This window comes from Prauserella shujinwangii (assembly GCF_003001955.1).
Classification (GTDB): domain Bacteria; phylum Actinomycetota; class Actinomycetes; order Mycobacteriales; family Pseudonocardiaceae; genus Qaidamihabitans; species Qaidamihabitans shujinwangii.
In genome coordinates, this window is record NZ_PVNH01000003.1 from 521,976 (window position 1) to 542,854 (window position 20,879).

General features: G+C 72.4%; 23 protein-coding genes. 9 read left to right on the forward strand and 14 right to left on the reverse strand.

Translation table 11 applies throughout. The annotated features are described in order from the left end of the window. Positions 1–11: 11 nt before the first annotated feature. Positions 12–971, forward strand: coding sequence for a helix-turn-helix transcriptional regulator (locus B0I33_RS09130; protein WP_106178109.1), 960 nt, complete (start codon positions 12–14; stop codon positions 969–971). Between the two features lie 75 nt (positions 972–1,046). Here the strand turns inward: B0I33_RS09130 and B0I33_RS09135 are convergent, their stop codons facing one another. Both B0I33_RS09135 and B0I33_RS09140 read right to left on the reverse strand, forming a co-directional pair. Beyond that, entirely contained in the window at positions 1,047–1,994 is a 948-nt protein-coding gene (locus tag B0I33_RS09135; protein ID WP_245900514.1) for an SRPBCC family protein, read from the reverse strand. Next, on the reverse strand, positions 1,991–2,320 hold the full coding sequence (locus B0I33_RS09140; protein ID WP_106178110.1) for an ArsR/SmtB family transcription factor: 330 nt from the start codon (positions 2,318–2,320) through the stop codon (positions 1,991–1,993). Before B0I33_RS09140 ends, B0I33_RS09135 begins: the two co-directional genes overlap by 4 nt. 100 nt (positions 2,321–2,420) lie before the next feature. On the opposite strand from B0I33_RS09140, the gene B0I33_RS09145 reads away from it, so the two are divergent. Beyond that, positions 2,421–3,011, forward strand: a complete 591-nt coding sequence (locus tag B0I33_RS09145; protein WP_106178111.1) for a TetR/AcrR family transcriptional regulator — start codon at positions 2,421–2,423, stop codon at positions 3,009–3,011. Further along, the gene (locus B0I33_RS09150; protein ID WP_106178112.1) at positions 2,999–4,177 is read left to right on the forward strand and encodes an FAD-dependent monooxygenase; all 1,179 of its coding nucleotides are present in this window, start codon (positions 2,999–3,001) and stop codon (positions 4,175–4,177) included. Before B0I33_RS09145 ends, B0I33_RS09150 begins: the two co-directional genes overlap by 13 nt. A 23-nt stretch (positions 4,178–4,200) precedes the next feature. On the opposite strand, the gene B0I33_RS09155 is transcribed toward B0I33_RS09150, so the two are convergent. From B0I33_RS09155 to B0I33_RS09165, 3 genes are read right to left on the reverse strand one after another with little or no spacing between them, the layout of a single operon-like run. Next, complete coding sequence (locus tag B0I33_RS09155; RefSeq protein ID WP_106178113.1) at positions 4,201–4,908, reverse strand: RraA family protein; 708 nt, start codon at positions 4,906–4,908, stop codon at positions 4,201–4,203. After that, the gene (locus B0I33_RS09160) at positions 4,869–5,420 is read right to left on the reverse strand and encodes a GNAT family N-acetyltransferase (protein WP_106178114.1); all 552 of its coding nucleotides are present in this window, start codon (positions 5,418–5,420) and stop codon (positions 4,869–4,871) included. Before B0I33_RS09160 ends, B0I33_RS09155 begins: the two co-directional genes overlap by 40 nt. Before the next feature lie 42 nt (positions 5,421–5,462). Further along, positions 5,463–6,065, reverse strand: a complete 603-nt coding sequence (locus tag B0I33_RS09165; RefSeq protein WP_106178115.1) for a TetR/AcrR family transcriptional regulator — start codon at positions 6,063–6,065, stop codon at positions 5,463–5,465. An 85-nt stretch (positions 6,066–6,150) separates the two neighbouring features. Here B0I33_RS09165 and B0I33_RS09170 point away from each other — a divergent pair, with 85 nt between their 5' ends. After that, positions 6,151–7,182: a glycoside hydrolase family 113 protein gene (locus tag B0I33_RS09170; protein ID WP_106178116.1), complete on the forward strand. Its 1,032-nt coding sequence runs from the start codon at positions 6,151–6,153 to the stop codon at positions 7,180–7,182. Between the two features lie 75 nt (positions 7,183–7,257). Here B0I33_RS09170 and B0I33_RS09175 read toward each other — a convergent pair whose 3' ends face one another. From B0I33_RS09175 to lexA, 3 genes are all read right to left on the reverse strand, one after another. Beyond that, positions 7,258–7,998, reverse strand: coding sequence for a Clp protease N-terminal domain-containing protein (locus B0I33_RS09175; RefSeq protein WP_106178117.1), 741 nt, complete (start codon positions 7,996–7,998; stop codon positions 7,258–7,260). A 72-nt stretch (positions 7,999–8,070) separates the two neighbouring features. Then, entirely contained in the window at positions 8,071–8,562 is a 492-nt protein-coding gene (locus tag B0I33_RS09180) for a pyridoxamine 5'-phosphate oxidase family protein (RefSeq protein WP_106178118.1), read from the reverse strand. 83 nt (positions 8,563–8,645) lie between these two features. Then, positions 8,646–9,308, reverse strand: coding sequence for a transcriptional repressor LexA (gene lexA / locus B0I33_RS09185; RefSeq protein WP_106178284.1), 663 nt, complete (start codon positions 9,306–9,308; stop codon positions 8,646–8,648). Positions 9,309–9,459: 151 nt separating this feature from the next. Here lexA and B0I33_RS09190 point away from each other — a divergent pair, with 151 nt between their 5' ends. Next, positions 9,460–10,035, forward strand: a complete 576-nt coding sequence (locus tag B0I33_RS09190) for a dihydrofolate reductase family protein (RefSeq protein ID WP_106178119.1) — start codon at positions 9,460–9,462, stop codon at positions 10,033–10,035. A gap of 57 nt (positions 10,036–10,092) precedes the next feature. Here the strand turns inward: B0I33_RS09190 and rox are convergent, their stop codons facing one another. Both rox and B0I33_RS09205 read right to left on the reverse strand, forming a co-directional pair. After that, positions 10,093–11,520 carry a rifampin monooxygenase gene (gene rox / locus B0I33_RS09195; RefSeq protein WP_106178120.1) on the reverse strand — a complete coding sequence of 476 codons (1,428 nt, stop codon included), beginning with the start codon at positions 11,518–11,520 and terminating at the stop codon, positions 10,093–10,095. Between the two features lie 486 nt (positions 11,521–12,006). Beyond that, a complete protein-coding gene (locus B0I33_RS09205) occupies positions 12,007–12,441 on the reverse strand; it encodes a VOC family protein (RefSeq protein ID WP_106178121.1) in 435 nt (144 codons plus the stop codon). Between the two features lie 399 nt (positions 12,442–12,840). Here B0I33_RS09205 and B0I33_RS09210 point away from each other — a divergent pair, with 399 nt between their 5' ends. Then, complete coding sequence (locus B0I33_RS09210) at positions 12,841–13,416, forward strand: XRE family transcriptional regulator (RefSeq protein ID WP_219927163.1); 576 nt, start codon at positions 12,841–12,843, stop codon at positions 13,414–13,416. Positions 13,417–13,459: 43 nt separating this feature from the next. Here B0I33_RS09210 and B0I33_RS09215 read toward each other — a convergent pair whose 3' ends face one another. Further along, the gene (locus B0I33_RS09215) at positions 13,460–14,194 is read right to left on the reverse strand and encodes a class I SAM-dependent methyltransferase (protein WP_106178122.1); all 735 of its coding nucleotides are present in this window, start codon (positions 14,192–14,194) and stop codon (positions 13,460–13,462) included. Positions 14,195–14,230: 36 nt separating this feature from the next. Between B0I33_RS09215 and B0I33_RS09220 the strand changes: the two genes are divergently transcribed. Beyond that, positions 14,231–14,689, forward strand: coding sequence for a MerR family transcriptional regulator (locus B0I33_RS09220; RefSeq protein WP_106178123.1), 459 nt, complete (start codon positions 14,231–14,233; stop codon positions 14,687–14,689). A 71-nt stretch (positions 14,690–14,760) separates the two neighbouring features. Here the strand turns inward: B0I33_RS09220 and B0I33_RS09225 are convergent, their stop codons facing one another. Together B0I33_RS09225 and B0I33_RS09230 are read right to left on the reverse strand one after the other, a co-directional pair. Beyond that, positions 14,761–15,948, reverse strand: a complete 1,188-nt coding sequence (locus B0I33_RS09225) for a C40 family peptidase (protein ID WP_106178124.1) — start codon at positions 15,946–15,948, stop codon at positions 14,761–14,763. Between the two features lie 122 nt (positions 15,949–16,070). Then, positions 16,071–17,045, reverse strand: a complete 975-nt coding sequence (locus tag B0I33_RS09230; RefSeq protein ID WP_106178125.1) for a nucleoside hydrolase — start codon at positions 17,043–17,045, stop codon at positions 16,071–16,073. Positions 17,046–17,095: 50 nt separating this feature from the next. On the opposite strand from B0I33_RS09230, the gene B0I33_RS09235 reads away from it, so the two are divergent. After that, on the forward strand, positions 17,096–17,854 hold the full coding sequence (locus B0I33_RS09235; RefSeq protein ID WP_106178126.1) for an acyltransferase: 759 nt from the start codon (positions 17,096–17,098) through the stop codon (positions 17,852–17,854). Positions 17,855–17,903: 49 nt separating this feature from the next. Here the strand turns inward: B0I33_RS09235 and B0I33_RS09240 are convergent, their stop codons facing one another. After that, positions 17,904–19,331, reverse strand: coding sequence for a short-chain fatty acyl-CoA regulator family protein (locus tag B0I33_RS09240; RefSeq protein ID WP_106178127.1), 1,428 nt, complete (start codon positions 19,329–19,331; stop codon positions 17,904–17,906). Positions 19,332–19,546: 215 nt separating this feature from the next. Between B0I33_RS09240 and aceA the strand changes: the two genes are divergently transcribed. Next, complete coding sequence (gene aceA, locus B0I33_RS09245; RefSeq protein WP_106178128.1) at positions 19,547–20,824, forward strand: isocitrate lyase; 1,278 nt, start codon at positions 19,547–19,549, stop codon at positions 20,822–20,824. The last annotated feature ends 55 nt before the right edge of the window (positions 20,825–20,879 follow it).

A 20,879-nucleotide genomic window follows, 5' to 3' on the forward strand; every position in this document is an offset into this window, starting at 1 on the left:
AGGATGAACGCATGCTGGACACTTCCGCGCGGCTGCTCGCGCTGCTGTCGCTGCTGCAGACCCGGCGCGACTGGACCGGCGCGGAGCTGGCCGAGCGGTTCGGTGTGACGACCAGGACGATCCGCAACGACGTGGGCAAGCTGCGTGCGCTCGGCTACCCGATCGAGGCGGCTCCCGGGGTCGCGGGCGGCTACCGGCTCGGCGCCGGGGCGCGGATGCCGCCGCTGCTGCTCGACGACGAGGAGGCCGTGGCCGTCGCCGTGTCGCTGCGGACGGCGGCGGGCGGCTCGGTGACCGGCATCGGGGAGACCGCGGTCCGTGCGCTGGCGAAGCTGGAGCAGGTGCTGCCCGCGCGGCTGCGGCGCCGGGTCGCCGCCCTGCACGGCTACACCGTGCCGCTGCCCGGTACGCCGTCGCCCGTGCGCACCGAGGTGCTCACGACGCTGGCCACGGTGTGCCGCGATCACGAGCGGCTGCGGTTCGACTATCGCGATCACGACGGCACGGCCGGGGTGCGGACCGTCGAGCCGCACCGGCTCGTGCACAGCGGGCGGCGCTGGTACCTGCTCGCGTGGGACCTGGACCGGCAGGACTGGCGCACGTTCCGCGCCGACCGCATCGAGCCCCGCGTGCCCACCGGACCCCGGTTCGCGCCGAGGGAGCTGCCGGACGAGGAGGTGGCGCGGCGGGTCACCAGCGGGCTGGCCATGTCGGCGTGGCGCTACCGCGCGCGGGTCGTGGTGCACGCGCCCGCCGACGTGATCGCGCGGCGGCTGCCGCCCGGACTCGACCCGCCCGAGGTGCTCGGCGCCGGCCGGTGCGCCGTGCACGTCGGATCGGACGACCCCGAGCTGCTGGCGCGCTATCTGTGCCTGCTCGGGGCCGACTTCGAGGTGCGCGACGCGCCCGAGCTGGCCGGGGAGCTGCGCCGGCTGTCCGACCGGCTGCGCCGCGCCGCCGGATCCGGCTGACGGCGTGTCCGCGCGCTGTGTCCGCGTGTCCGCGCCGCACGACGCGGACACGCGGACACAGACAGCGGACACGCCTCAGGCGAGGCGGTGTTCGTACCGCTCGCGCAGCTCGGCGACCCTGGCGCGGGACCGCTCCCGCTCCTCGCCGAGCACGGCGGCGTACAGCTGTTCCAGGCGGGCCTGCCACGCGGCGAGCGCCGCGGGCCGGAGCCCGGCCAGTCGCGCGGGGACGGTCTGGGTCAGCTCGACGCGCGTGCCGAACTCCGGGTCCTGGACCAGCTCCCAGCGCACCCGCCCGGCGGGGCCGCCCTCGTGCAGCCACGTGAACTCCAGCAGCCGGGGCGCCTGGACGGCGGTGAGCTGCCCGGCGCTGACGTTCTCGACGTCCTCGACGGTGCATCCGGCGGGTGGTGGATCACCCACCGCCGGGTCCTCCTCCCCGGTGAGCATGGCCCACACCTGCTCGGCAGGCCGCCACACGAGGTCGCGTGCGAAGTGCAGCTCGAAGCCGTCGCCTGTGGTCCGGACCTCGCCCTCGGCCAGGCCGAACTCGGCCGCGTAGAACTCCATCCGCGGCAGCATCTCCGGCTCCTCGGCCCGCTGCCCGCCGAGGTGGGCCAGCAGGGCCGCGAGGCAGGTGTCCCAGCCCGCGGCGTTGCGCCCCGCGCCGAGCTCGCCGAGCCGCCCGCCGCCGAGGGTGTGGCTGAACAGCAGCAGGCAGCCGCCGTCGTCCGGGACGATCTCGAACCGCAGCACGTCGTGGTTCCACCGGAACGCGAACACCTTCGGCGGGTCGAACTCCAGGACCTCGCCGGTGCCACCGTCACCCTCGCTCTCGAACGTGAACCGCATGGCGGCCCCGACTTCGGGGGACAGCTCGACGGTCGAGGGGAACCAGTGCGCCAGCTCGCCGGGTTCGGTGATCGCCCGCCACACCTTCTCCGGCGGGTGGGCCAGCCGCCGTTCGAAGCGCAGCACCGGGTTTCCGGCGATGGTCTGCAGGGTCGCCTTGTGATCGGTCACGGGTGGTCCCCCTCGGGTCGGTCGGGCATCTGGTCCAGGCGGCGTTCGAGTGCGTCGAGGCGGGACTCCCACAGCCGCCGGTAGGGCGCCAGCCAGGCGTCGACCTCGGCGAGCGGCTCCGGCCGCAGCCGGTACCAGCGGCGCTGGGCGTCCTGCCGCACCTCCACGAGCCCGGCCTCGCGCAGCACCTTCAGGTGTTTGGAGACCGTCGGCTGGGTGAGCGCGAGCCGGTCGACCAGCTCGCCGACGGGGCGTTCGCCCTCGCGGAGGAGGTCGAGGATCTCCCTGCGGCTCCGTTCCGCCAGCACTTCGAACGTGTATGCCACATCAGCAATATAGACAGGTAGGAATATTGGTTGTCAACCCCGCTGGTCGTGCTACGGTTTGGGCAGTCGCCCAAGTCAGTCGACCAAACCGGAGGCGCGCATGGCGCGGCGGGAGGAGCCACCGCAGCTCCGGGACGTGCGGGGACGCCTGCTCGCGGCCGCCGCCGAGCTGATCCCCGAGGCCGGCTGGCAGGCCGTCAGCACGCGGTCGGTCGCCCAGCGCGCCGGGGTCACTCCCGGGCTCGTGCACTACCACTTCGGCTCGGTGCGCCGCCTGCTCGCCGAGGCGGCCCTCGGCGTCGCGGGCCGGTCGCTCGACGAGGTCGCCGCGATGCTGCCGGAGGCGCCGGACGCCCGCACGCTGGTGGCGCGCCTGGTCGGCGCGATCGACGTCTACACCGGTTCGGATCCCGCCTCGCGGCTGCTGCTGGAGGCCTCGCTCGCCGCCGACCGCGATCCGGAGCTGCGTGCGGGCCTCGGGGAGCTGATGAACCGTTTCCGTGACGCGCTGGCCGGGCGCCTCGGCGAGCTCGGGGTGCCCGGGGCCGGGGCGACGGCCGCCGTGCTCGTGGCGGCTCTCGACGGGATCGTGCTGCACCGGGCTCTCGGCCCTGCCCCGGACCCGCACGCGGTGGCCGCGGTGCTGGGCAGGCTGGCGACCGGGCGGGAAGGAGCGGAATGCGAGCGTTGATCTGTGGCGCGGGCATCGCGGGACTGGCACTCGCCAGGACGCTCGGTGAGTCCGGCTGGGACGTGGTCGTGGTGGAGCGGTCGCCGGAGCCGCGCGGCGGCGGATACCTGATCGATTTCTTCGGCCCCGGCTTCGACGTCGCCGAGGCGACCGGGCTGCTGCCCAGGCTGCGGGAGCTCGCCAACCCGATCCAGGGAGTCGAGTACGTCGACGCGTACGGCCGCACCACCGCGACGCTCGACTACGCGCGGTTCGCCGACGCCGTCGGCGGCAGGCTGCTCAGCCTCATGCGCGGGGACGTGGAACTGGCCCTGTACGAGACCGTCGGCGACCCGGTCGAGCTGCGCTTCGGCCGCACCGTCGACGCGGTCGAGCAGCGGCCGTCCGGGGTGGTGGTCACCCTGTCGGACGGCACGCGCGAGGACGTGGACCTGCTCGTGGGCGCCGACGGCGTCCACTCGCGGGTGCGGGAGCTGGTGTTCGGGCCGGAGCGCGAGTACTTCCGCTACCTCGGTTTCCACACCGCCGCCTACCTGATCGACGATCCGGGGCTGCGGGAACGGCTCGGTGGCCGGTTCGCCCTCACCGACTCGATCGACCGGCAGTTCGGGCTCTACGCCGTCCGGGGCGGCGGGGTGACCGCGTTCACCGTCCACCGCAGCGCCGACCCGGAGCTTCCCGACGATCCACAACGGACACTGCGCGAGTGCTACGGGGGCTTCGGCTGGCTCGTGCCGGACGCGCTCGCGCACTGCCCGCGCCCGCCCCGGCTGTACTACGACCAGGTCGCGCAGATCGAGATGCCCACGTGGAGCGACGGCAGGGTCGCGCTGGTCGGCGACGCGTGCCAGGCGGTGTCGCTGCTCGCCGGGCAGGGCGCCTCGCTCGCGGTGACCGGCGCCCACCTGCTCGCCACCGAACTCGGCAAGGGTGACGACATTCCCGGCGCGCTCGCCAGGTACGAACGGCGCCTGCTGCCGCTGGTGCGGGAGAAGCAGGCCGCGGGCCGCAAGACCGCCGAGTGGTTCCTGCCGCGCAGCCGGGCGCGGCTGCTGGCCCGCCGGGGCCTGCTGCGGGCCATGCGGGTGCCCGGGCTGCGCCGGGCCCTCGGCGGGGCACTGGCGGGCCGGAGCTTCCGGGCGCCACACCTCGGCTCGGCCGCCTGACCTCACCTGACTGCGCGGGGTCGCTACTCCTCGATGGCGCCGCCCACCGCACGCAGGTGCTCGCGGAAGGTGAGTGCGGGCTGTTCCCGCCGCCGCGCGAGGTAGGTGTCGAAGCGCACCTGGGCGCGCAGCGATTCCCCGCCACCGATCCGCTCGGCCTGCCGCCGCTCGGTGTCGCGAATGGACTCCGCGAGCGACAGCAGCTCACCCGCCCGGTCCGCGGGCGCGAACAGCACCCCGTCGTCGTCGCCGAACACGGCGTCCTCCCGGGTCAGCCGCCAGTCGCCGACGGTGGCGGTCTCCAGCACGTCCGCGGGCCGCTCGTCGAGCCGCAGCGGTCCGGTCGGTAGTGAGCCGAGGCTGAACACCGGCAGCCCGATCGCGCGGATGTCGGCCGTGTCCCGGTGCAGTCCCCAGATCACGATGCCGGTCAGCCCGGCGCCCCGTGCCTCCAGCACCACGAGGTCGCCCACGCAGGCCTCGTCGGTGCGGCCGCCGTTGTCCGCGACGAGCACATCACCGGCGGCGGCCTGCTCGAACGCCTCCAGGAAGACGTCGACGCTGCCCACGTGCCGGACCGGGCACACCCGCCCGGCGACGCGCCCGCCGGGGGCCGTGGCGCGCAGCGCCGCAGGCGCGCACCGCACGGACACCCCCGCGCGGAGGCAGGCGTCGGCCACGTGCGCGGTGGTCAGGTTCGTGAAGCGCTCGGCGATGTCGGGGGCGTCCATGGGTCGTTCCCTTCTCGGTCGGTCGGCTCGACCGGTTTCTCGAACCAGTGGTGGGCGTAGGGCTCGTCGTTGAACGCCGCCACCTCGCGATATCCGGCGGACCGGTACAGCCGGATCGCCTCGCCCAGGGCGCGGTTGGTCTCCAGGCGGAGCACGGTGGCTCCCCGTGCGGCGGCCTCGGTCTCCAGCGCGGTGAGCAGCCGCCTGCCCAGGCCGAGCCCGCGGGCGCCGGGCGCGACCCACATCCGCTTGATCTCCGCGCGGCCGTCGGCGTGCAGCTTCAGCGCGCCGCAGCCGGCCGGCTCGCCGTGCCGGGTCGCGACCAGCAGCAGACCGGCGGGCGGCACCAGCTCGTCGTCGTCCGCGGAGATGCTGCGGCCGGGGTCGAAGCCGCCGGCGAAGCGGGCCGCGAGCTCGGCGAAGTAGGCGCGCAGGCAGTGGCGCGCCACGGGGTCGCGCGGGTCGGTGACCGCCACGTCGATCGCCGGCGTGGTGTGGCGGCGTTCGGTCATGTCCTGATTCAGTCAGACCCGCCGCCGGGGCGACAGCGCCATTCAGCGCGGATTGGACTCCGCGCGCACCAGCGGCAGGTACACCTCGTCGGTGATCTCGACGAGGACGTCGTCGGGAACGGTGGCGATCCCGCGGGTGACGTACTCGTTGCGCAGCAGCACGAGTGCCACCGTGATCACGCGGGGGCGCAGCGCGCCGGGCCGCGCCTCCCCGCGCGCCACCGCGCGTTCGAGAATCGCGCGCCACGGTTCGGCCCCGCCGTCGCCGATCTGCTCGTGCAGCTGGGCCAGCAGCTCCGGCTCGTCGCCGATGCTGGACAGCAGGCCGCGGAGGATCTCGCCGTGCGGTGCGGACAGGTCGCAGTTCACCTGCCGCAGGAGGGCGAGCACGTCGCCGCGCAACGTGCCCGTGTCCGGCACCCGTGTCCGCGCGTCGGCGAGCCTGCGGTACGCGGCGACGCCGAGCGCGGCGCGGTTCGGCCAGCGCCGGTAGAGGGCGTTCTTGTTGGTGCCCGCCCGCCGCGCGACCCGGTCCATGGTGAGCCCGGGGTATCCGGATTCCACCAGCTCGTCGGCCGCCGCCCGGAGGATCGCCTCCTCCAGCGCCGCCCCGCGCCTCCTGGTCGGCTGGTGCTCCCGGTCCATGCCCCTCCTTTCGGTACGAAGCGTACCCTATCCGTGTAAGGTACTCGGCGTACCTTATTGGCGAAGGCAGCGAAGGGACACGCGCATGCGAGGCAAGGGCATCACCTACGACACCGGATTCCTGCACGCGGGGGTGAGCACCCGCGAACCGTTCGACCCCGAGGTCGTCCGGCGGGAGATGGACGTGATCCGGCACGAACTGCACTGCACGGCGGTCCGCGTCACCGGCGGGGATCCCGGCAGGCTGGAGGTGGCCGCACGGCACGCGGCGGACGCCGGGCTCGAGGTCTGGTTCTCGCCGTTCACCAGCGATCTGACGACCGGGGAGCTGCTCGCCGTCCTGGCCGACTGCGCGGACCGCGCCGAGCGCCTGCGGCGGGAGGGTGCCGAGGTCGTCCTCGTCACCGGGGCCGAGCTCTCCCTGTTCACCCGGGGTTTCCTGCCCGGGGACACGCTCGACGACCGGCTGGCCCTGCTCGCCGAGCCGGTCCGGGTGCGGGAGGCGATGGCCGCGGTGCCCGCCCGGCTGAACGCCTTCCTCGGGGAGGCGGTGGAGGTGGTGCGCGCGCGGTTCGGCGGCAGGGTCACCTACGCCGCCCTGCCGTCCGAGCGGGTCGACTGGACGCCGTTCGACATCGTCGCGGCCGACCTCTACAACTCGGCGGAGATCGCGGATCGCTACGCCGAGGCGGTGCGCTCGCTCGTCACGCAGGGCAAGCCCGTGGCGATCACCGAGTTCGGCTGCACCACCCACCGGGGCGCGGCCGCGCTGGGCGCCCATGGCATGTCGATGATCGAGTGGGACCCGCACGGCAGGGCCGTGGGGCTGCGGGACGAGTACGTCCGCGACGAGCGGGAGCAGGTCGCCTACCTGCGCGACTCGCTGGCGACGTTCGCCGCCGAGGGCGTCGACACCGCGTTCTGGAACACCTTCGCGTCGTACCACCTGCCGCACCGGACCGACGGTGCCGATCTCGACCTCGCCTCCTACGGGGTGGTGAAGGTCTTCGAAGACGGCTCCGGCGGCAGGCCGGGTCTGCGCTGGGAGCCGAAGGCGGCGTTCGCGGCCCTCGCCGAGGCCTACCGCGACGGGGTCGCCGTCACACCACGCCCGTGACGATCAGCACCAGCGCCGCGGTCACCAGCGCCACGCGCAGGCAGCGCCACGCGCCGAGCGCGGTCCGGGCCGCGCTCACGCTTCCGGGTCGAGGCCGACGTGCCGCTCCAGGCGGTCGAGCCGGTCGAGCACCGGCCGCAGCTCGGCGCGGATGCCGTCGGCCAGTGCCGTCCGCAGGTCCGCCCGCGGCTGGGCGGCCTGGGCCCGCAGGTGGGTGTAGCCGCTGAGGGCGGCCACGACGGCGCGGCGGGTGGTCCGCAGGTCGAGCCCCAGCTCGCGGAGGACGTGACCCGCCGTGCCGTCGGGCTCGCTCAGCAGCCCGAGCAGCAGGTGCTCACAGCCGACGTAGTTGTGCCCCAGGGCGGCCGCCTCCGTGGCGGTGAGCTCCAGCGCGTTGGCGGCGGGTGCGCTGAACCGGCTCGCCGCGCCGTCGCCCTGCCGGTCGTCCGTGGCGCCGGCCAGCGCCTGGCCCACCACGTCCGGCTCGACATCCACGGCCCGCAACACGAGCAGCGCCAGGTTGGTGCCCTCGGCGAGCACGCCGTCCAGGAGGTGTTCCGTCCCCACCTCGGCGGCGCCGTCCGTCCGCGCCCGCTGGACCGCCAGGCGCAGCACGGCGCGTGCCCGCTCCGTGAAGTGGGAGAGCCGGGCCGCCGGGTCGTCGCCGTCCAGATCGCCCAGGACGGCCGCCCGGATGGCGGTCACCCGGCGCACCGACTGCTCCAGCGCGCGCTGGCAGATGGCGGATACGGGCAGCCCGGTGTCGCGGACGCCCTCGGCCAGCTCGTCCGGCAGGTAGACGTTGATCTTCGGCATCACGGCGCGACCTTTCTCGGTGACTATAACCCCATAAGTACCCCCATATGGGGTTATAGTCAACGTCACCGGTCAGCGCTTCTCGACCACGTACTCCGGCGCGCCCGGCTTCCAGATCGTGATGTCGAGGTGGTCGCCGCTGACCTCGACCGAAGAGGCGCCGGTCAGGTCGACGCCGTAGAAGTGGTCGAACTCCTGGCCGCGCAGGTCGAACCCGGTCTCCTCGAACAGCGCCGTCGCGAACCGCCCGTGCAACGCCCTGTCCCGGACGTCCCGGACGGAGCCGAACAGCTTCGCGTCCCCCTCCTTGACCTCGGTGTCGACGGTCGCCGTGTGCAGACAGAACCGGGGATCGCGCTCCAGATCCCGGAACTTGGTGGTGCCGGGCATGCCGATCAGCCACAGCTCGTCCTCGAAGAACCGAGGTTCCAAGGGGCTGATCCGCGGCGAGCCGTCCCGGCGCACGGTGGCGAGCAGGCAGAGGTTGTTCGCCGCGGCGTGGCGGCGGGTGAAGATCCCGGCGATCCGGGGTGCGGCGGTGCTGAACTCGTTCCACGTCGTCATGGCACGCGACGCTAACCCGGAACGCTGTCAGAACCTGTCATCGTTTCGGTGCACCCGCGGGCCGGGATGCGGGCCGGGGAGGCTCAGACGCTGCGCAGCACCGAGACGACGATGCCCAGCACGACGGCGTCGTCGCCGTCGATGACGTCGTAGTCGGGGTTGCGCGGCTCCAGGTACACGTGGCCACCCCGGCGGCGGTACACCTTGACGGTCGCCTCGTCGTCGATCATCGCGGCGACGATCTGCCCCGAGTGCGCCTCGGGCTGCTGGCGCACCACCACGATGTCGCCGTCGCAGATCGCCGCGTCGATCATCGAGTCGCCGCGCACCCGCAGCCCGAACACCCGGCCCCGCCCGGCGAGCTCGCGGGGGAGGGTGAGCACGTCGTCGGCGTGCTCCTCGGCGGTGATGGGGGTGCCCGCCGCGATGTCGCCGACCACGGGCACGCTCACCGCGTCACCGGTCCGCTCCCCTCGGGAGGGCTCCCGCAGGAACAGGCGCACGTCGATCGGCCGGGACATCGTGTCGCTGCGGCGCAGGAAGCCTCGCTCCTCCAGGCTCGCCAGGTGCTTGGACACCGACGAGGTGGACCGCAGCCCGACGGCATCGGCGATCTGCCGGGTGCTGGGCGAGTAGCCGTACCGGACCACCCAGTCCCGGATCGTGGCCAGGATCCGTTGCTGCCGCGGCGGCAACAGGGAGGTGTCCAGGTGCTCGAACCCGTCGAGGTCGTCGTAGGCGGTCATCGGCGTCATCGTAGATCAGTCCGAACTGGCCGGACGCGCGCCCGGGGGCGAGTTCGGTGCGGCAGAATTTTCCCGGCGTGCGGTGTCGATCGAGGCGGTTCCCGTTCGACGCACAGATGAGAGCACGTCGAAGCCAACCAAGGAGCACTCCATGCGCACCCTGATCACCACCGCCTTCGTCTCGCTCGACGGTGTCGTCGAGGCACCCGGCGGAGAGCCGGGCTACCGCAACTCGGGCTGGACCTTCAACGGCATCGAGTTCGACGAGGCGGTCTACGAGATCAAGGGCCGTGAGCAGGACGAGGCCACGGCCATGCTGCTGGGCCGGGTCAGCTACGAGGCGTTCGCGCCGGTGTGGCCGGACATGACCGAGGAGTTCCCCGGCTACAACGCGATGCCGAAGTACGTCGTGTCCACCACCCTGCGGGAGCAGGACCTGGTGTCCAACTGGGGCGAGATCAGCATCCTCCGTTCGCTGGACGACGTCGCCGCGCTCAAGGAGACCGAGGGCGGGCCGATCATCGTCCACGGCAGTGCCACGCTGAACCGCAACCTGTCCGACGCCGGCCTGATCGACCGCTACCACCTGCTGGTCTTCCCCGTCCTGCTCGGCGCGGGCAAGCGGCTGTTCAGCGACACTGACAAGGACAAGCAGAGCCTCGCGCTCGTCGAGAGCGAGTCCTACGGCAACGGCATCCAGAAGCTCGTCTACGACGTCCGCCGCTGAGGGGAGTCCGGGGGCCGGCCGCGCCCGGCGGCCGGCCCCCGGACCCGCACCCGCGGCTCAGCCGGTGGCGGCGCCGAACCACCGGGTCAGGTGTTCGAGCAGCTCCCGCTGGTCGTCACCGGCCCACGCCACGTGGCCGTCCGGCCGGAGCAGCACGGCGGGCGTGTCCAGCTCCTCGCTGACGTCGACGACGTGGTCCACCCGGTCCGCCCAGCCCGCCACCGAGAGGTTGCCGGTCTGGTCGAGCAGCAGCCCGCGGCCGCCGCGCACCAGCTCGTAGAGGCGCCCCCGCTTCAGCGCCACGTCCCGCAGCCGCCTGCCGAGCAGGTCGTGTCCCTCGCCGAAGTCGTAGCGGACCCCGATCGCGGTGATCTTCTCGGTCAGATACCGGTTGACCTCCGGGAAGGAGACCAGCTCCGTCAGCAGCGTGCGCACCGCCTGCGGACCCGGTTCGGTGGACAGCAGCTCCATCTGCGCGCGGGTGTTGTTCAGCACGTCGGCGGCCACCGGATGCCGTTCGGTGTGGTAGCTGTCCAGCAGCCCCTCCGGGGCCCAGCCCGCGATCTCGGCGGCCAGCTTCCAGCCGAGGTTGAACGCGTCCTGGATGCCGAGGTTGAGGCCCTGCCCACCGGTCGGCGGGTGGATGTGCGCGGCGTCGCCCGCCAGCAGCACCCGGCCGACCCGGTAACGCTCGGCCAGCCGGGTGGCGTTCCCGAACCGGGACAACCAGCGCGGGGAGTGCACGCCGAAGTCGGTGCCCGCGATCGCCCGCAGTGCGGCCCTGACCTCGTCGAGGGTCGGTGGGACCGAGCGGTCCCCGGCCACCTCCGGCGCGGGCACGACGACGCGGTAGATCCCGTCCCCGAGCGGACCGGCGCCGAACCGCTTCTCGGTCTCCCGGATCCGGGTCACCACGGCCGCCACCTCCTCCGGCGCGGCGCCCACCGCCATCTCGCCCAGCAGCATCTCGACCTTGGTGGGCTCACCGGGGAAGCCGACACCGAGCAGTTTGCGCACCGTGCTGCGGCCGCCGTCGCAGCCGACGAGATAACGCGCCCGCAGCCGTGTTCCGTCGGCGAGTTCGGCGGTCACCCCCTCGTCGTCCTGGCTCAGCCCGGCCACCGCGCAGCCGCGGCGGATCTCGGCACCGGCTTCGGTGGCGTGCTCGGCCAGCAGGCGGTCGGTGATGGTCTGCGGGATGCCGAGGACGTAGGCGTGCGCGGTGTCCAGCCCCTCCGGCTGCGGCGCGTCGATGCCGGCGAAGAAGCCGCCGAGCGGGTACTGCTTGCCGTGTGCGAGGAACCGGTCCAGCAGCCCGCGCTGGTCCATCACCTCGATGCTGCGCACGTGCAGCCCGAGCGACCGCACGAACGGGGGCGGCTCCTCCTCCTTCTCCAGCACGAGCACGCGCACGCCGTGCAGCCGCAGCTCGCCGGCCAGCATCGAGCCGGTCGGCCCGCCGCCGACGATGATCACGTCGAACATGACTCCCCCTCCGAAGGTGATTTCTCAGCGGGCCCGATTTCCCGCGTGCGTTTCCGCGGGTCCCGGGTCCGGCGGGAGATTCTGCGGCATGGACCGGGTCTTGCCGCAAGCCCCCCAGTGCGCTATAAGTTGAAGGTGGCGGGGGAATTCTGCGTGCTGTCGCGTCCGGTGCGGACGGACAAGCTCCTCTCGGCATGACGCGTTCGGTCCACCGTGGACACCGGGACAAGCCTGGCGTGCTGGTTACCGCGCGGGCGCTTCCCCGGCGGCGGACGCCGCACCGTGCCAGGACCGCCTGAGCCCGTGGCCGAAGCTGCTCGCCACCGACGATCACCGGCGCGTCGACCAGGCCTTCGTTCTTCGCCGAGTTGCTGGTCGTCCCCGCGGTGCCGTAGATCAGGCAGGTGCGACGTGGTGTGCCGGTGCTGCGCCCGGTGGTGGCGAGCACGAGTGTGCACGCCGTGCGATTGGTGAGGCCGGTGTTGGTCAGCGCAGTTTCTCGGCGAGCCCGAGGATGACGCCTTCGGGACCGCGGACGTAGCAGAGCCGGTAGCTGTCCCCGTACCGCACCAGCTCACCGACGAGTTCGGCGCCGTGGGCGCGCAGGCGGGCAAGGACGTCCTCGATGTCGTCGACCGCGAACATGATGCGGCCGATGCCCAGGCTGTTCAGCGCCTTCGGTTCCGTGCCGGTGACCGCCGGTGTGTGGAACTTCGTCAGCTCCACCCGCCCGTGGTCGTCGGGGGTTCGCAGGACGGCGATGTCCGCTCGAACGCCCTCCAGGGCGAGGAGGCGGTCCACCGACGGACCCTCGACCACGGTCTTGCCCTCCACCTCCAGGCCCAGTTCGACGAAGAACGCGAGAGCGGCGTCGAGGTCGTCGACGACGATGAGGACGTTGTCCATGCGCTGGACTGCCATGACGGGACTCCTTCGTTCGGTGCGGCCACGGTGGCCGCGTTGCTGCCCCTGGGACGGAGCCGGGAAGCCATTCTCGACCTCCCCGGCCGCGAATCCGGCGACGGAGACGGGCCTGTCGCGGAACGCGGCCAGGTCGGCGCCGGCACGGGAGCCGAGATGGCGACCGGGTCACCGGTGCCGTGGTGGAGGCCGTCGGGCGGCGCGGCGTCGCCGACCGGGCCAGGTGCCCGACTCCGCGAAGCACCGCCGGTCACGAGCATCGGCCGCATCAGGCGCAGCAGCGACACCTGCGCGGCGGGCCCCTTGTGGTCGCGACCTTCGGGTCGCGGTGCTGTGGCCGGTCGCGGCCGTCGGCTGGGCGTCTTGCAAGAACGTTTGCTGGTCCGGCAAGCTGGGTCCGTGGACGATCTGGACCAGGTGCTGGGAGGGGTGGGGCAGCGGCTGCGCGCGCTGCGCCGCCGTCGCGAGGTCACCCTCGCCAAGCTGGCCGAGGCCACCGGGATCTCGGAGAGCACACTGTCCCGGCTGGAAAGCGGCGAGCGGCAACCGACCCTCAAGCTGCTGCTGCCCCTGGCGCGGGCACACGGGGTGCCCCTGGACGAACTCGTCGGCGCCCCGCCCACCGGCGATCCCCGCGTGCACATCCGCCCGGTCCGCCGCCATGGCATGACCTTCATGCCGCTGAGCCGCCGCCCCGGCGGTGCGCACGCGTTCAAGCTGATCATCCCCGGCAGCCTGCACGGCGCCGAACCCGATCCACAGACCCACGAAGGCTACGAATGGCTCTACGTCCTGGAGGGCCGGCTCCGGCTCGTGCTCGGCGACCAGGACCTCGTGCTGACCCCCGGTGAGGCCGCGGAGTTCGACACCCACGTTCCACACTGGCTGGGAACCGCCGCGGATGCGGCCGTGGAACTGCTGATCCTCTTCGGACCCCAGGGTGAACGTACTCACCTCCGTGCCCGGACCCGATGACGACGACACTCGTCCGCTGAGGACAGAACTCGGCCACTGCCGGTCAGGGACGGTCCACGTCGGGTCGACGACGTGCGCACCCGGGCTCATGCCTGCTTGGTCGGTCGGCGCGTTCGGTGTCATCGGCGGGTGCCACGTGCCCGATGACGCCCGTCGCCGGAGGATCGAGGTCGAGCATCTCGGTTCGGATGCGCTCGAAGCCGGCCTCGGCAAGCTGGTCTGCCAGCTCGTGGGCGGCTGCCGCCGACGTGGCCGCGGTGGCACCGGGACAGCGGGGCTGGGACACCACAGCGATGCGGCCGCCGGGCCGCAACAGCCGGGCGAGTTCGCGCAGCCGAGCCGTCGGGTCGCGCCACATGCCGACCGTGTTGACCGCCAGCGCGGCGTCGAACGGCCCGTCGCTGATCGACAGGCTCTCGACCGGCGTGTGCACCAGACGTACCCGGCCGGCCCTTGTGGCGAGCCGGTTGCGGCGGCGGGCCTGGCGGATCATGACCCGCGAGTGGTCGACGCCGACGACCAAGCCGCGGGGCGCTCGGGTGGCGAGAGCGGCGAGGGCCACGCCCGGACCGCAGCCGAGCTCGATGACGCGGTCGGTTGGCTGGACGTCGAGTAGCCGCACCGCCCAGTGGTTGCGCGCCACGTTCGACGAGCGCCGGCCCATGATCCAGCCGGCGAGATGCCCGACGGCTCCGGTCGGCTGGTGGAACTGTGCCAGCCCGCCGCGGGGGCCCCACCACTGCAGGATGCGGCCGAGCACCCTCTCCTTGATCTTCATGAGGCGAGCCAAGCACTTCAAGTACACTTGAAGTCAATGTCTGCCACCGAGCGCACCGCGGATTCGCCGGCCACGCCGGCGTCGTTGTCCATTGGCGAGCTGTCCGGACGTACCGGCGTGCCGACGAGCGCGCTGCGTTACTACGACGAACTCGGCTTGGTGCGGCCGGTGGCGCGGGCGGCGGGACGACGGCGCTATGCCGCGTCGGCAGTCCGGGACGTCACCTTGATCCTTTTCTTCCGCGAGATCGGATTCTCGCTGGCGGAGATCGGGCGCTTCCTCGCGGGCGAGCGGCAGGGCCGGCGGGAGATGATCGACCACAAGCTGGCCGAGCTGGCCGAGCGGCAACGCCGCATCGAGGTGGCCCGCACCGCACTCGAGCACGGTCGGCGATGTCCGGCCGGTGATCCGGTGGAGTGCTCCCGGTTCTGGTCCATCATCGAAGGGCGACAGCGTGGCCTCTCCCCGGAGGAAAGCCACGCGCGAGTGCACTGACCGGCCCGTCGCCGATCCGGGAACGGCACAGCATCGCACCGTTGCCCCTGTCGCGTCCGATGCGACGACGGTCAGCCGGCCGGCCGCCCGGCACCGGCGTAGTTGTCGCCGGGGGAGCGGTAGTTGTGCACCTGCACGGCCTGCCCGAAGGTCGGCGCGTCCACCATCTGCTGGTTGCCGATGTAGATGCCCACGTGGTGGATCTTGGTGGCGGGGTCGCCGTAGAAGATCAGGTCACCGAGCCGGGGTTGCTCACCGGCGGGCACGAGCGGGACGCTGTTGTACTGCCAGTGCGCCGTGCGCAGCAGTTCGACGCCCGCGCTGGCGTACGCGGCCGTCGTCAGGCCCGAGCAGTCGAAGCCCACGTCGCCCCGTTCCCGGCCGTTGCCGCCCCACTCGTAGGGCAGGCCGATCTTCGAGATGGCGAAGCTGACGGCCTGCAGGGCGGCCCGGTTCGGGGGCTCGCCCTCCTTGCCCACGGTGCCGTAGACGTTGGCGTAGGCGAGCACCCGGTGCAGGAACAGCGGCGCGTCGTGCAGCGCCGACACCGCGGCCAGCCAGTCTTCGCCCCGCCCGATGTCCCTGCCGCCGGCGCACAGCGCCCGGCCCGCGGTCAGCGCCGCGTCGTCGAGATCCTGGATGTCGGGTGCGGCACCGGAGGCGCTGACCCGCCACCGCTGCCACACGGCCGGGGCGAGCTGCATCGGCCCGGCCGCGCCCGGCTGGGAGATCACCCGGCCCGCGAAGTCCCGCAGCTCGACCGTGCCGATCGGGCGGGACACCGTGCCGTCGGCGGTGACCTTGCCGCCGCCGTGGCGGCCGTGGTTGGTGGTGGTCTTGCCGACCCCGGCCAGGGTCACCCACGACAGGTTGCAGCCCGGTTGTTCCTCGCCGAGCCGGACGGTGGCGGCCGCGTAGGCGTGCATGGCGCGGCGGGGGATGTCGAGCCAGCCGGCGACGTCGTCGACCCAGGCCTGGAAGCGGGGGCCCTTCTCCTCCGGCACCGGAGTCTCGCGCGGCACGGCGGGGGCCGTGGTGGTCTCCGAGGCGGGCGCCGGCGCCGCCGTGGTCGTGCCGGGCGCCGACCCGCCCGTGGCCGCCGCCGGGTTCACCCGCTGGTCGGCGGGCGCGAGCCGCAGTGTCACGACGAGCCCGCCCGCGGCGAGCAGCGCCGCGACGAGCGCGACGATCAGCGCGCGGCGGCGTGGCCGTACGTGGTCCCCGGCTTCGGCGGCGGGTGGCTCGTCCCCCACGGTCATGTGCACAGGATAGGTACCGCTTGTTCACGTGCTGTGAGGCCGTCCGCCGAACCGGCGCCGGAGCGGGTCGGCGCCGGTCGCCACTCGTGAGTGAGGAGCGTTGTTCTAACCACGTTCAGCACTCACGAGGCGCGGGTGCGTCCGGTGAGCCGGTCGAGCAGGAACGCCCGCAGACCGTCCAGGTCGGTGTCGACGGCGACGTCGACCGTGCCCGGCGCGTGCTCCCCCTCGGTGTCCGCCCGCAGCTCCGGCCTCCGCCGGTCGACCACGGTGGTGCCGCGGGCCGGGCCGAGCGAGCACTCCACGTCGACGGGGAACCGCTTCGTGCGCAGGATCCCGGGCCGCACCGCCTCCGCGACGGCGACGGCGTCGTGCAGCACCACCCCGTTCCAGCCGAGCGCCTTGCGGTAGTGGTCGAGGTAGTCGGGGGTCAGGGCGTCGAGCGCCGCGCCGACCGGGCCGGACGCCGCCAGCGTGGCCAGCCACTCCGTGTCGACCGCGCAGCGGTAGGTGAGGTCCATCGGCACCAGCACGCACGGCACCTCGCCGCCCGCCAGCACCCGGCGGGCGGCCTCCGGATCGCTCCAGATGTTGAACTCGGCCGCGGCGGTCGTGTTGCCGTGGTCCATGGCCCCGCCCATCACCACGATCCGGGCGATCCTCTCCCGCAGGCCGGGGTGGGCGGCCAGCAGCGCCGCGATGTTGGTCAGCGGCCCGATCGGGGCGATCGTGACCGGCTCGTCGGCGGCCTCCAGCAGCCGGGTGAGCAGCGTGACCGCGTCCGCGCGCTCCAGTTCCCGGCCGGGTTCGGGCAGGGCCGAGGAACGGCCGGAGAGCCCGTCGGCGCCGTGCGCGTAGCGCGCCCGGTGCGGATGCGGGTAGACGAGCGGGCGTTCCGCGCCCGCGGCCACCGGTACGTCCGCCCGCTTGCACAGGGCGAGCACCCTGCGGGCGTTGCGGGTGGTCGCCGCGAGCGGCACGTTGCCGTACACCGTGGTGACCCCGAGCAGCTCGACGTCGTCGCTCAGCGCCGCCAGCGCGATCGCGAAGGCGTCGTCGACGCCCGGGTCGGTGTCGATGATCAGCTTGGTGGCCATGGGTGCTCCGTCTCGTCCGCCGCCCTTCGCCGACAGGTTACGGTGATCGCATGACGTCGATGTGGGGTTCGCCGGTGCTGTCCCGGGTCCAGGCGTGGCGGCGCGCCCGCCGCGACCCGCACCAGGCGCGGTTCCTGACCCGCGACTCGCTGCGCTGGGTGATCCGCAACCGCGCGTTCACGCCGTGGTACCTGGTGCGGTACTGGCGCCTGCTGCGGTTCCGCCTCGCCAATCCGCACGTCGTGCTGCGCGGCATGGTGTTCCTCGGCCGCGACGTGGAGATCCACTGCCGCCCCGGCTACGGGCGGCTGGAGATCGGCCGCTGGGTGCACATCGGGGACGGCAACGCCATCCGCTGCCACGAGGGCTCGCTGCGGATCGGGGACAAGACCGTGTTCGGCAGGCAGAACGTGGTCAACGGTTACCTGGACATCGAGATCGGCGCCGCGACGCTCGTGGCCGACTGGGTGTACGTCTGCGACTTCGACCACGTCACCACCGACATCAACCTGCCGATCAAGGACCAGGGCATCGTCAAGGCGCCGGTGCGGATCGGGCCCGACACGTGGATCGGCACGAAGGTCTCGGTGCTCAAGGGCACCCGGGTCGGCCGGGGCTGCGTGCTCGGCGCGCACGCCGTGGTGCGCGGCGATGTGCCGGACTACGCCATCGCGGTGGGCTCGCCCGCGCGGGTGGTCCGCGACCGCAAGGCCGACTACGACGCCGACGCCGAACGCCGCGAGGCCGTGCGGGACATGGCCCGCAAGGCCTCGAAGGCGCTGCAGAAGACCCTCGGCGAACCTCTGTGACGCCGAGCCGGTCGTGAGTGAGAACCGTGGTTAGAACAACGTTTCGCACTCACGAGGACTTGGGCACCGCCGGGTAGGGGACGAACGTGCTGGTGTTCTCGTCCACGGTGAGCTGCTTGCCGATGGTCGGGAACGCGCGCTGCGGGCAGGCAGGCCGCTCGCACACCTTGCAGCCCATCCCGATCGGCGTCGCGGCGTCCCGGTCGTCGAGGTCGAGGCCCGCCGAGTACACCAGCCGGCGGGCGTGCCGCAGCTCGCAACCGAGTCCCACCGTGAACATCTTGCCCGGGCTGCCGTAGCCGCCGATGTTGCGGGAGATCGTGCGCGCGATCCAGAAGTAGCTCTTGCCGTCGGGCAGCGTGGCCACCTGCGTGAAGATCTTCCCGGGTGCGGTGAACGCCTCGTAGATCACCCACAGCGGGCAGGCGCCGCCGACGCGGGAGAAGTGGAAACCGGCCGCGGACTGCCGCTTCGACATGTTGCCCGCCCGGTCGACGCGCACGAACGAGAACGGGATGCCGCGCAGCTTCGGCCGCTGCAGCGTGGACAGCCGGTGGCACACCGTCTCGAAGCCGACGCCGAAGTGGTCGCAGAGCAGCTCGATGTCGTAGCGGAGCCGTTCGGCGGTCGAGTGGAACAACCGGTACGGCAGGATCAGCGCCCCGGCGAAGTAGTTGGCCAGTCCGACGCGCGCCAGCGACCGGGCCGCGGGCCCGGAGAACGCCCAGGAGTCGGCGAGCTCGTTGATCAGGTCGTCGTACTCGAGCAGCGCGATCTGCGAGGCCATCCGGAACGCCTGCTGACCGATCCGCAGGCTCGGCGCCATCCGCAGCACCTTGCCCTCGTGTTCGTAGCGATGCTGCTCCCCGGCGGCCTCGTTGATGCCCTCGCTGGTCACGGTCACGCCGTAGTGGCCGGTGAGCCGGTCGCGCAGGCCGTTGCGCACCTCGCCCCGGCGCAGCCCCAGCTCCGCGTACATCTTCTCGGCCCGCTCGTCGAGCTCGGCGACGTAGTTCTCCCGCTCGTAGAAGAAGTCGCGTACCTCCTCGTGCGGCAGCGGCGCGGCCGCGCTGCCGTGCGTGCCCCTGCCGTCCTCGGTGACGAGCGCGGCGGTGTTCTCCACGGCGTTGCGGTACCGCCGGTGCAGTTTCACCAGCGCCTCGGCCATGGTGGGCAGGTTGTTGGCGAGCTCGTTGATCTCGCCGGGGGAGACCTGCGCGCCGATCGCCTCGTCCAGCAGTGCCTCGCGCACGTCGGCGACGAGCCGGGAGGTGTCGTTGCTGGCGAAGAACTCGGCGTCCACGCCGAACGCCTCGGTGATGCGCAGCAGCACTGGAACGGTCAAGGGGCGGGAGTTGTGCTCGATCTGGTTGAGGTAACTGGGGGAGATCTCCAGCAACCGGGCCAGGTCGGCCTGGTTCATCGAGCGGCTCTCCCGCAGATGGCGCAGCCGTGCGCCGGCGAACGTTTTCTCCACGCTGACCCGTGTCCTCCGAAAGGTTTCCTGTTCGGTACCGATCAAGGCGGTACTTTCGTCCGGCTTTGCGAACCAGGGTTTCGCAAGCTTCACAACATGCTACGGAAACTTCGCACAAATTGGCAAATTGGAGCTCTGGTGCCATTTTCGCAGCGCATGTCATGGTCGATGGCAGCAGGCGAGTAATCGCAAAGTTCGCAATGTTGGAGAGTTCGATGACGAAGCAGTTCGAGCAGGAAGCGGCGAAGCTTGCCGAGGAGTGGGAGACGAACCCACGCTGGCGAGGCGTGAAGCGCTCGTACTCCGCCGCCGACGTGGTCAAGCTGCGCGGCAGTGTCGTCGAGGAGAACACGCTGGCTCGCCGTGGTGCGGAGAAGCTGTGGAACCTGCTGCAGACCGAGGACTACGTGCACGCGCTCGGCGCGCTGACCGGCAACCAGGCGGTGCAGCAGGTCCGCGCCGGTCTCAAGGCGATCTACCTGTCCGGCTGGCAGGTCGCCGCCGACGCCAACCTGGCCGGCCAGACCTACCCGGACCAGAGCCTGTACCCGGCGAACTCGGTCCCGGCCGTGGTCCGCCGCATCAACAACGCGCTCGGCCGTGCCGACCAGATCAACTGGGCCGAGGGCAACACCGACATCGACTGGTTCGCCCCCATCGTGGCCGACGCGGAGGCGGGCTTCGGCGGCCCGCTCAACGCGTTCGAGCTGATGAAGGCCATGATCGGCGCCGGGGCCGCGGGCGTGCACTGGGAGGACCAGCTCGCCTCGGAGAAGAAGTGCGGCCACCTCGGCGGCAAGGTGCTGATCCCGACCAAGCAGCACGAGCGGACCCTCAACGCCGCCCGGCTCGCGGCGGACGTGCTCGACGTGCCCTCGCTCGTCGTCGCCCGCACCGACGCGCAGGCCGCGACGCTGATCACCAGCGACGCCGACGAGCGCGACCAGAAGTACATCACGGGCGAGCGCACCTCCGAGGGCTTCTACAAGGTCCGCAACGGCATCGAGCCGTGCATCGATCGCGGGCTGGCCTACGCCGAGTACGCCGACCTGCTGTGGATGGAGACCTCCGAGCCCGACCTCGAGGTCGCGCGCCAGTTCGCCGAGGCGATCAAGGCCAAGTACCCGGACCAGATGCTGGCCTACAACTGCTCGCCGTCGTTCAACTGGAAGAAGCACCTGGACGACGCGACGATCGCCAAGTTCCAGCGCGAGCTGGGTCACATGGGTTACAAGTTCCAGTTCATCACGCTGGCCGGCTTCCACGCGCTGAACTACTCGATGTTCGACCTGGCCCACGGCTACGCCCGCGAGGGCATGACCGCCTACGTCGACCTGCAGGAGCGCGAGTTCGCCGCCGAGGACCGTGGCTACACCGCCACGCGGCACCAGCGCGAGGTCGGCACCGGCTGGTTCGACCTGGTCAGCACCGCGCTGAACCCGGAGAGCTCCACCACCGCTCTCACGGGTTCCACCGAGGAAGCGCAGTTCTGACCGCACGGCCCTGCTGCCGGTGCGCGGTTTCCCGGCCGCGCGCCGGCAGCAGGCC

What these genes read in the sequence shown, in the direction of transcription:
- B0I33_RS09130 (WP_106178109.1), top strand. Translation starts at nt 12, where the DNA reads ATGCTGGACACTTCCGCGCGGCTGCTCGCGCTGCTGTCGCTGCTGCAG.
- B0I33_RS09145 (WP_106178111.1), top strand. Translation starts at nt 2,421, where the DNA reads ATGGCGCGGCGGGAGGAGCCACCGCAGCTCCGGGACGTGCGGGGACGC.
- B0I33_RS09150 (WP_106178112.1), top strand. Translation starts at nt 2,999, where the DNA reads ATGCGAGCGTTGATCTGTGGCGCGGGCATCGCGGGACTGGCACTCGCC.
- B0I33_RS09155 (WP_106178113.1), bottom strand. Translation starts at nt 4,908, where the DNA reads ATGGACGCCCCCGACATCGCCGAGCGCTTCACGAACCTGACCACCGCG.
- B0I33_RS09160 (WP_106178114.1), bottom strand. Translation starts at nt 5,420, where the DNA reads ATGACCGAACGCCGCCACACCACGCCGGCGATCGACGTGGCGGTCACC.
- B0I33_RS09165 (WP_106178115.1), bottom strand. Translation starts at nt 6,065, where the DNA reads ATGGACCGGGAGCACCAGCCGACCAGGAGGCGCGGGGCGGCGCTGGAG.
- B0I33_RS09170 (WP_106178116.1), top strand. Translation starts at nt 6,151, where the DNA reads ATGCGAGGCAAGGGCATCACCTACGACACCGGATTCCTGCACGCGGGG.
- B0I33_RS09175 (WP_106178117.1), bottom strand. Translation starts at nt 7,998, where the DNA reads ATGCCGAAGATCAACGTCTACCTGCCGGACGAGCTGGCCGAGGGCGTC.
- B0I33_RS09180 (WP_106178118.1), bottom strand. Translation starts at nt 8,562, where the DNA reads ATGACGACGTGGAACGAGTTCAGCACCGCCGCACCCCGGATCGCCGGG.
- lexA (WP_106178284.1), bottom strand. Translation starts at nt 9,308, where the DNA reads ATGACCGCCTACGACGACCTCGACGGGTTCGAGCACCTGGACACCTCC.
- B0I33_RS09190 (WP_106178119.1), top strand. Translation starts at nt 9,460, where the DNA reads ATGCGCACCCTGATCACCACCGCCTTCGTCTCGCTCGACGGTGTCGTC.
- rox (WP_106178120.1), bottom strand. Translation starts at nt 11,520, where the DNA reads ATGTTCGACGTGATCATCGTCGGCGGCGGGCCGACCGGCTCGATGCTG.
- B0I33_RS09205 (WP_106178121.1), bottom strand. Translation starts at nt 12,441, where the DNA reads ATGGCAGTCCAGCGCATGGACAACGTCCTCATCGTCGTCGACGACCTC.
- B0I33_RS09215 (WP_106178122.1), bottom strand. Translation starts at nt 14,194, where the DNA reads ATGAAGATCAAGGAGAGGGTGCTCGGCCGCATCCTGCAGTGGTGGGGC.
- B0I33_RS09220 (WP_106178123.1), top strand. Translation starts at nt 14,231, where the DNA reads ATGTCTGCCACCGAGCGCACCGCGGATTCGCCGGCCACGCCGGCGTCG.
- B0I33_RS09225 (WP_106178124.1), bottom strand. Translation starts at nt 15,948, where the DNA reads ATGACCGTGGGGGACGAGCCACCCGCCGCCGAAGCCGGGGACCACGTA.
- B0I33_RS09230 (WP_106178125.1), bottom strand. Translation starts at nt 17,045, where the DNA reads ATGGCCACCAAGCTGATCATCGACACCGACCCGGGCGTCGACGACGCC.
- B0I33_RS09235 (WP_106178126.1), top strand. Translation starts at nt 17,096, where the DNA reads ATGACGTCGATGTGGGGTTCGCCGGTGCTGTCCCGGGTCCAGGCGTGG.
- aceA (WP_106178128.1), top strand. Translation starts at nt 19,547, where the DNA reads ATGACGAAGCAGTTCGAGCAGGAAGCGGCGAAGCTTGCCGAGGAGTGG.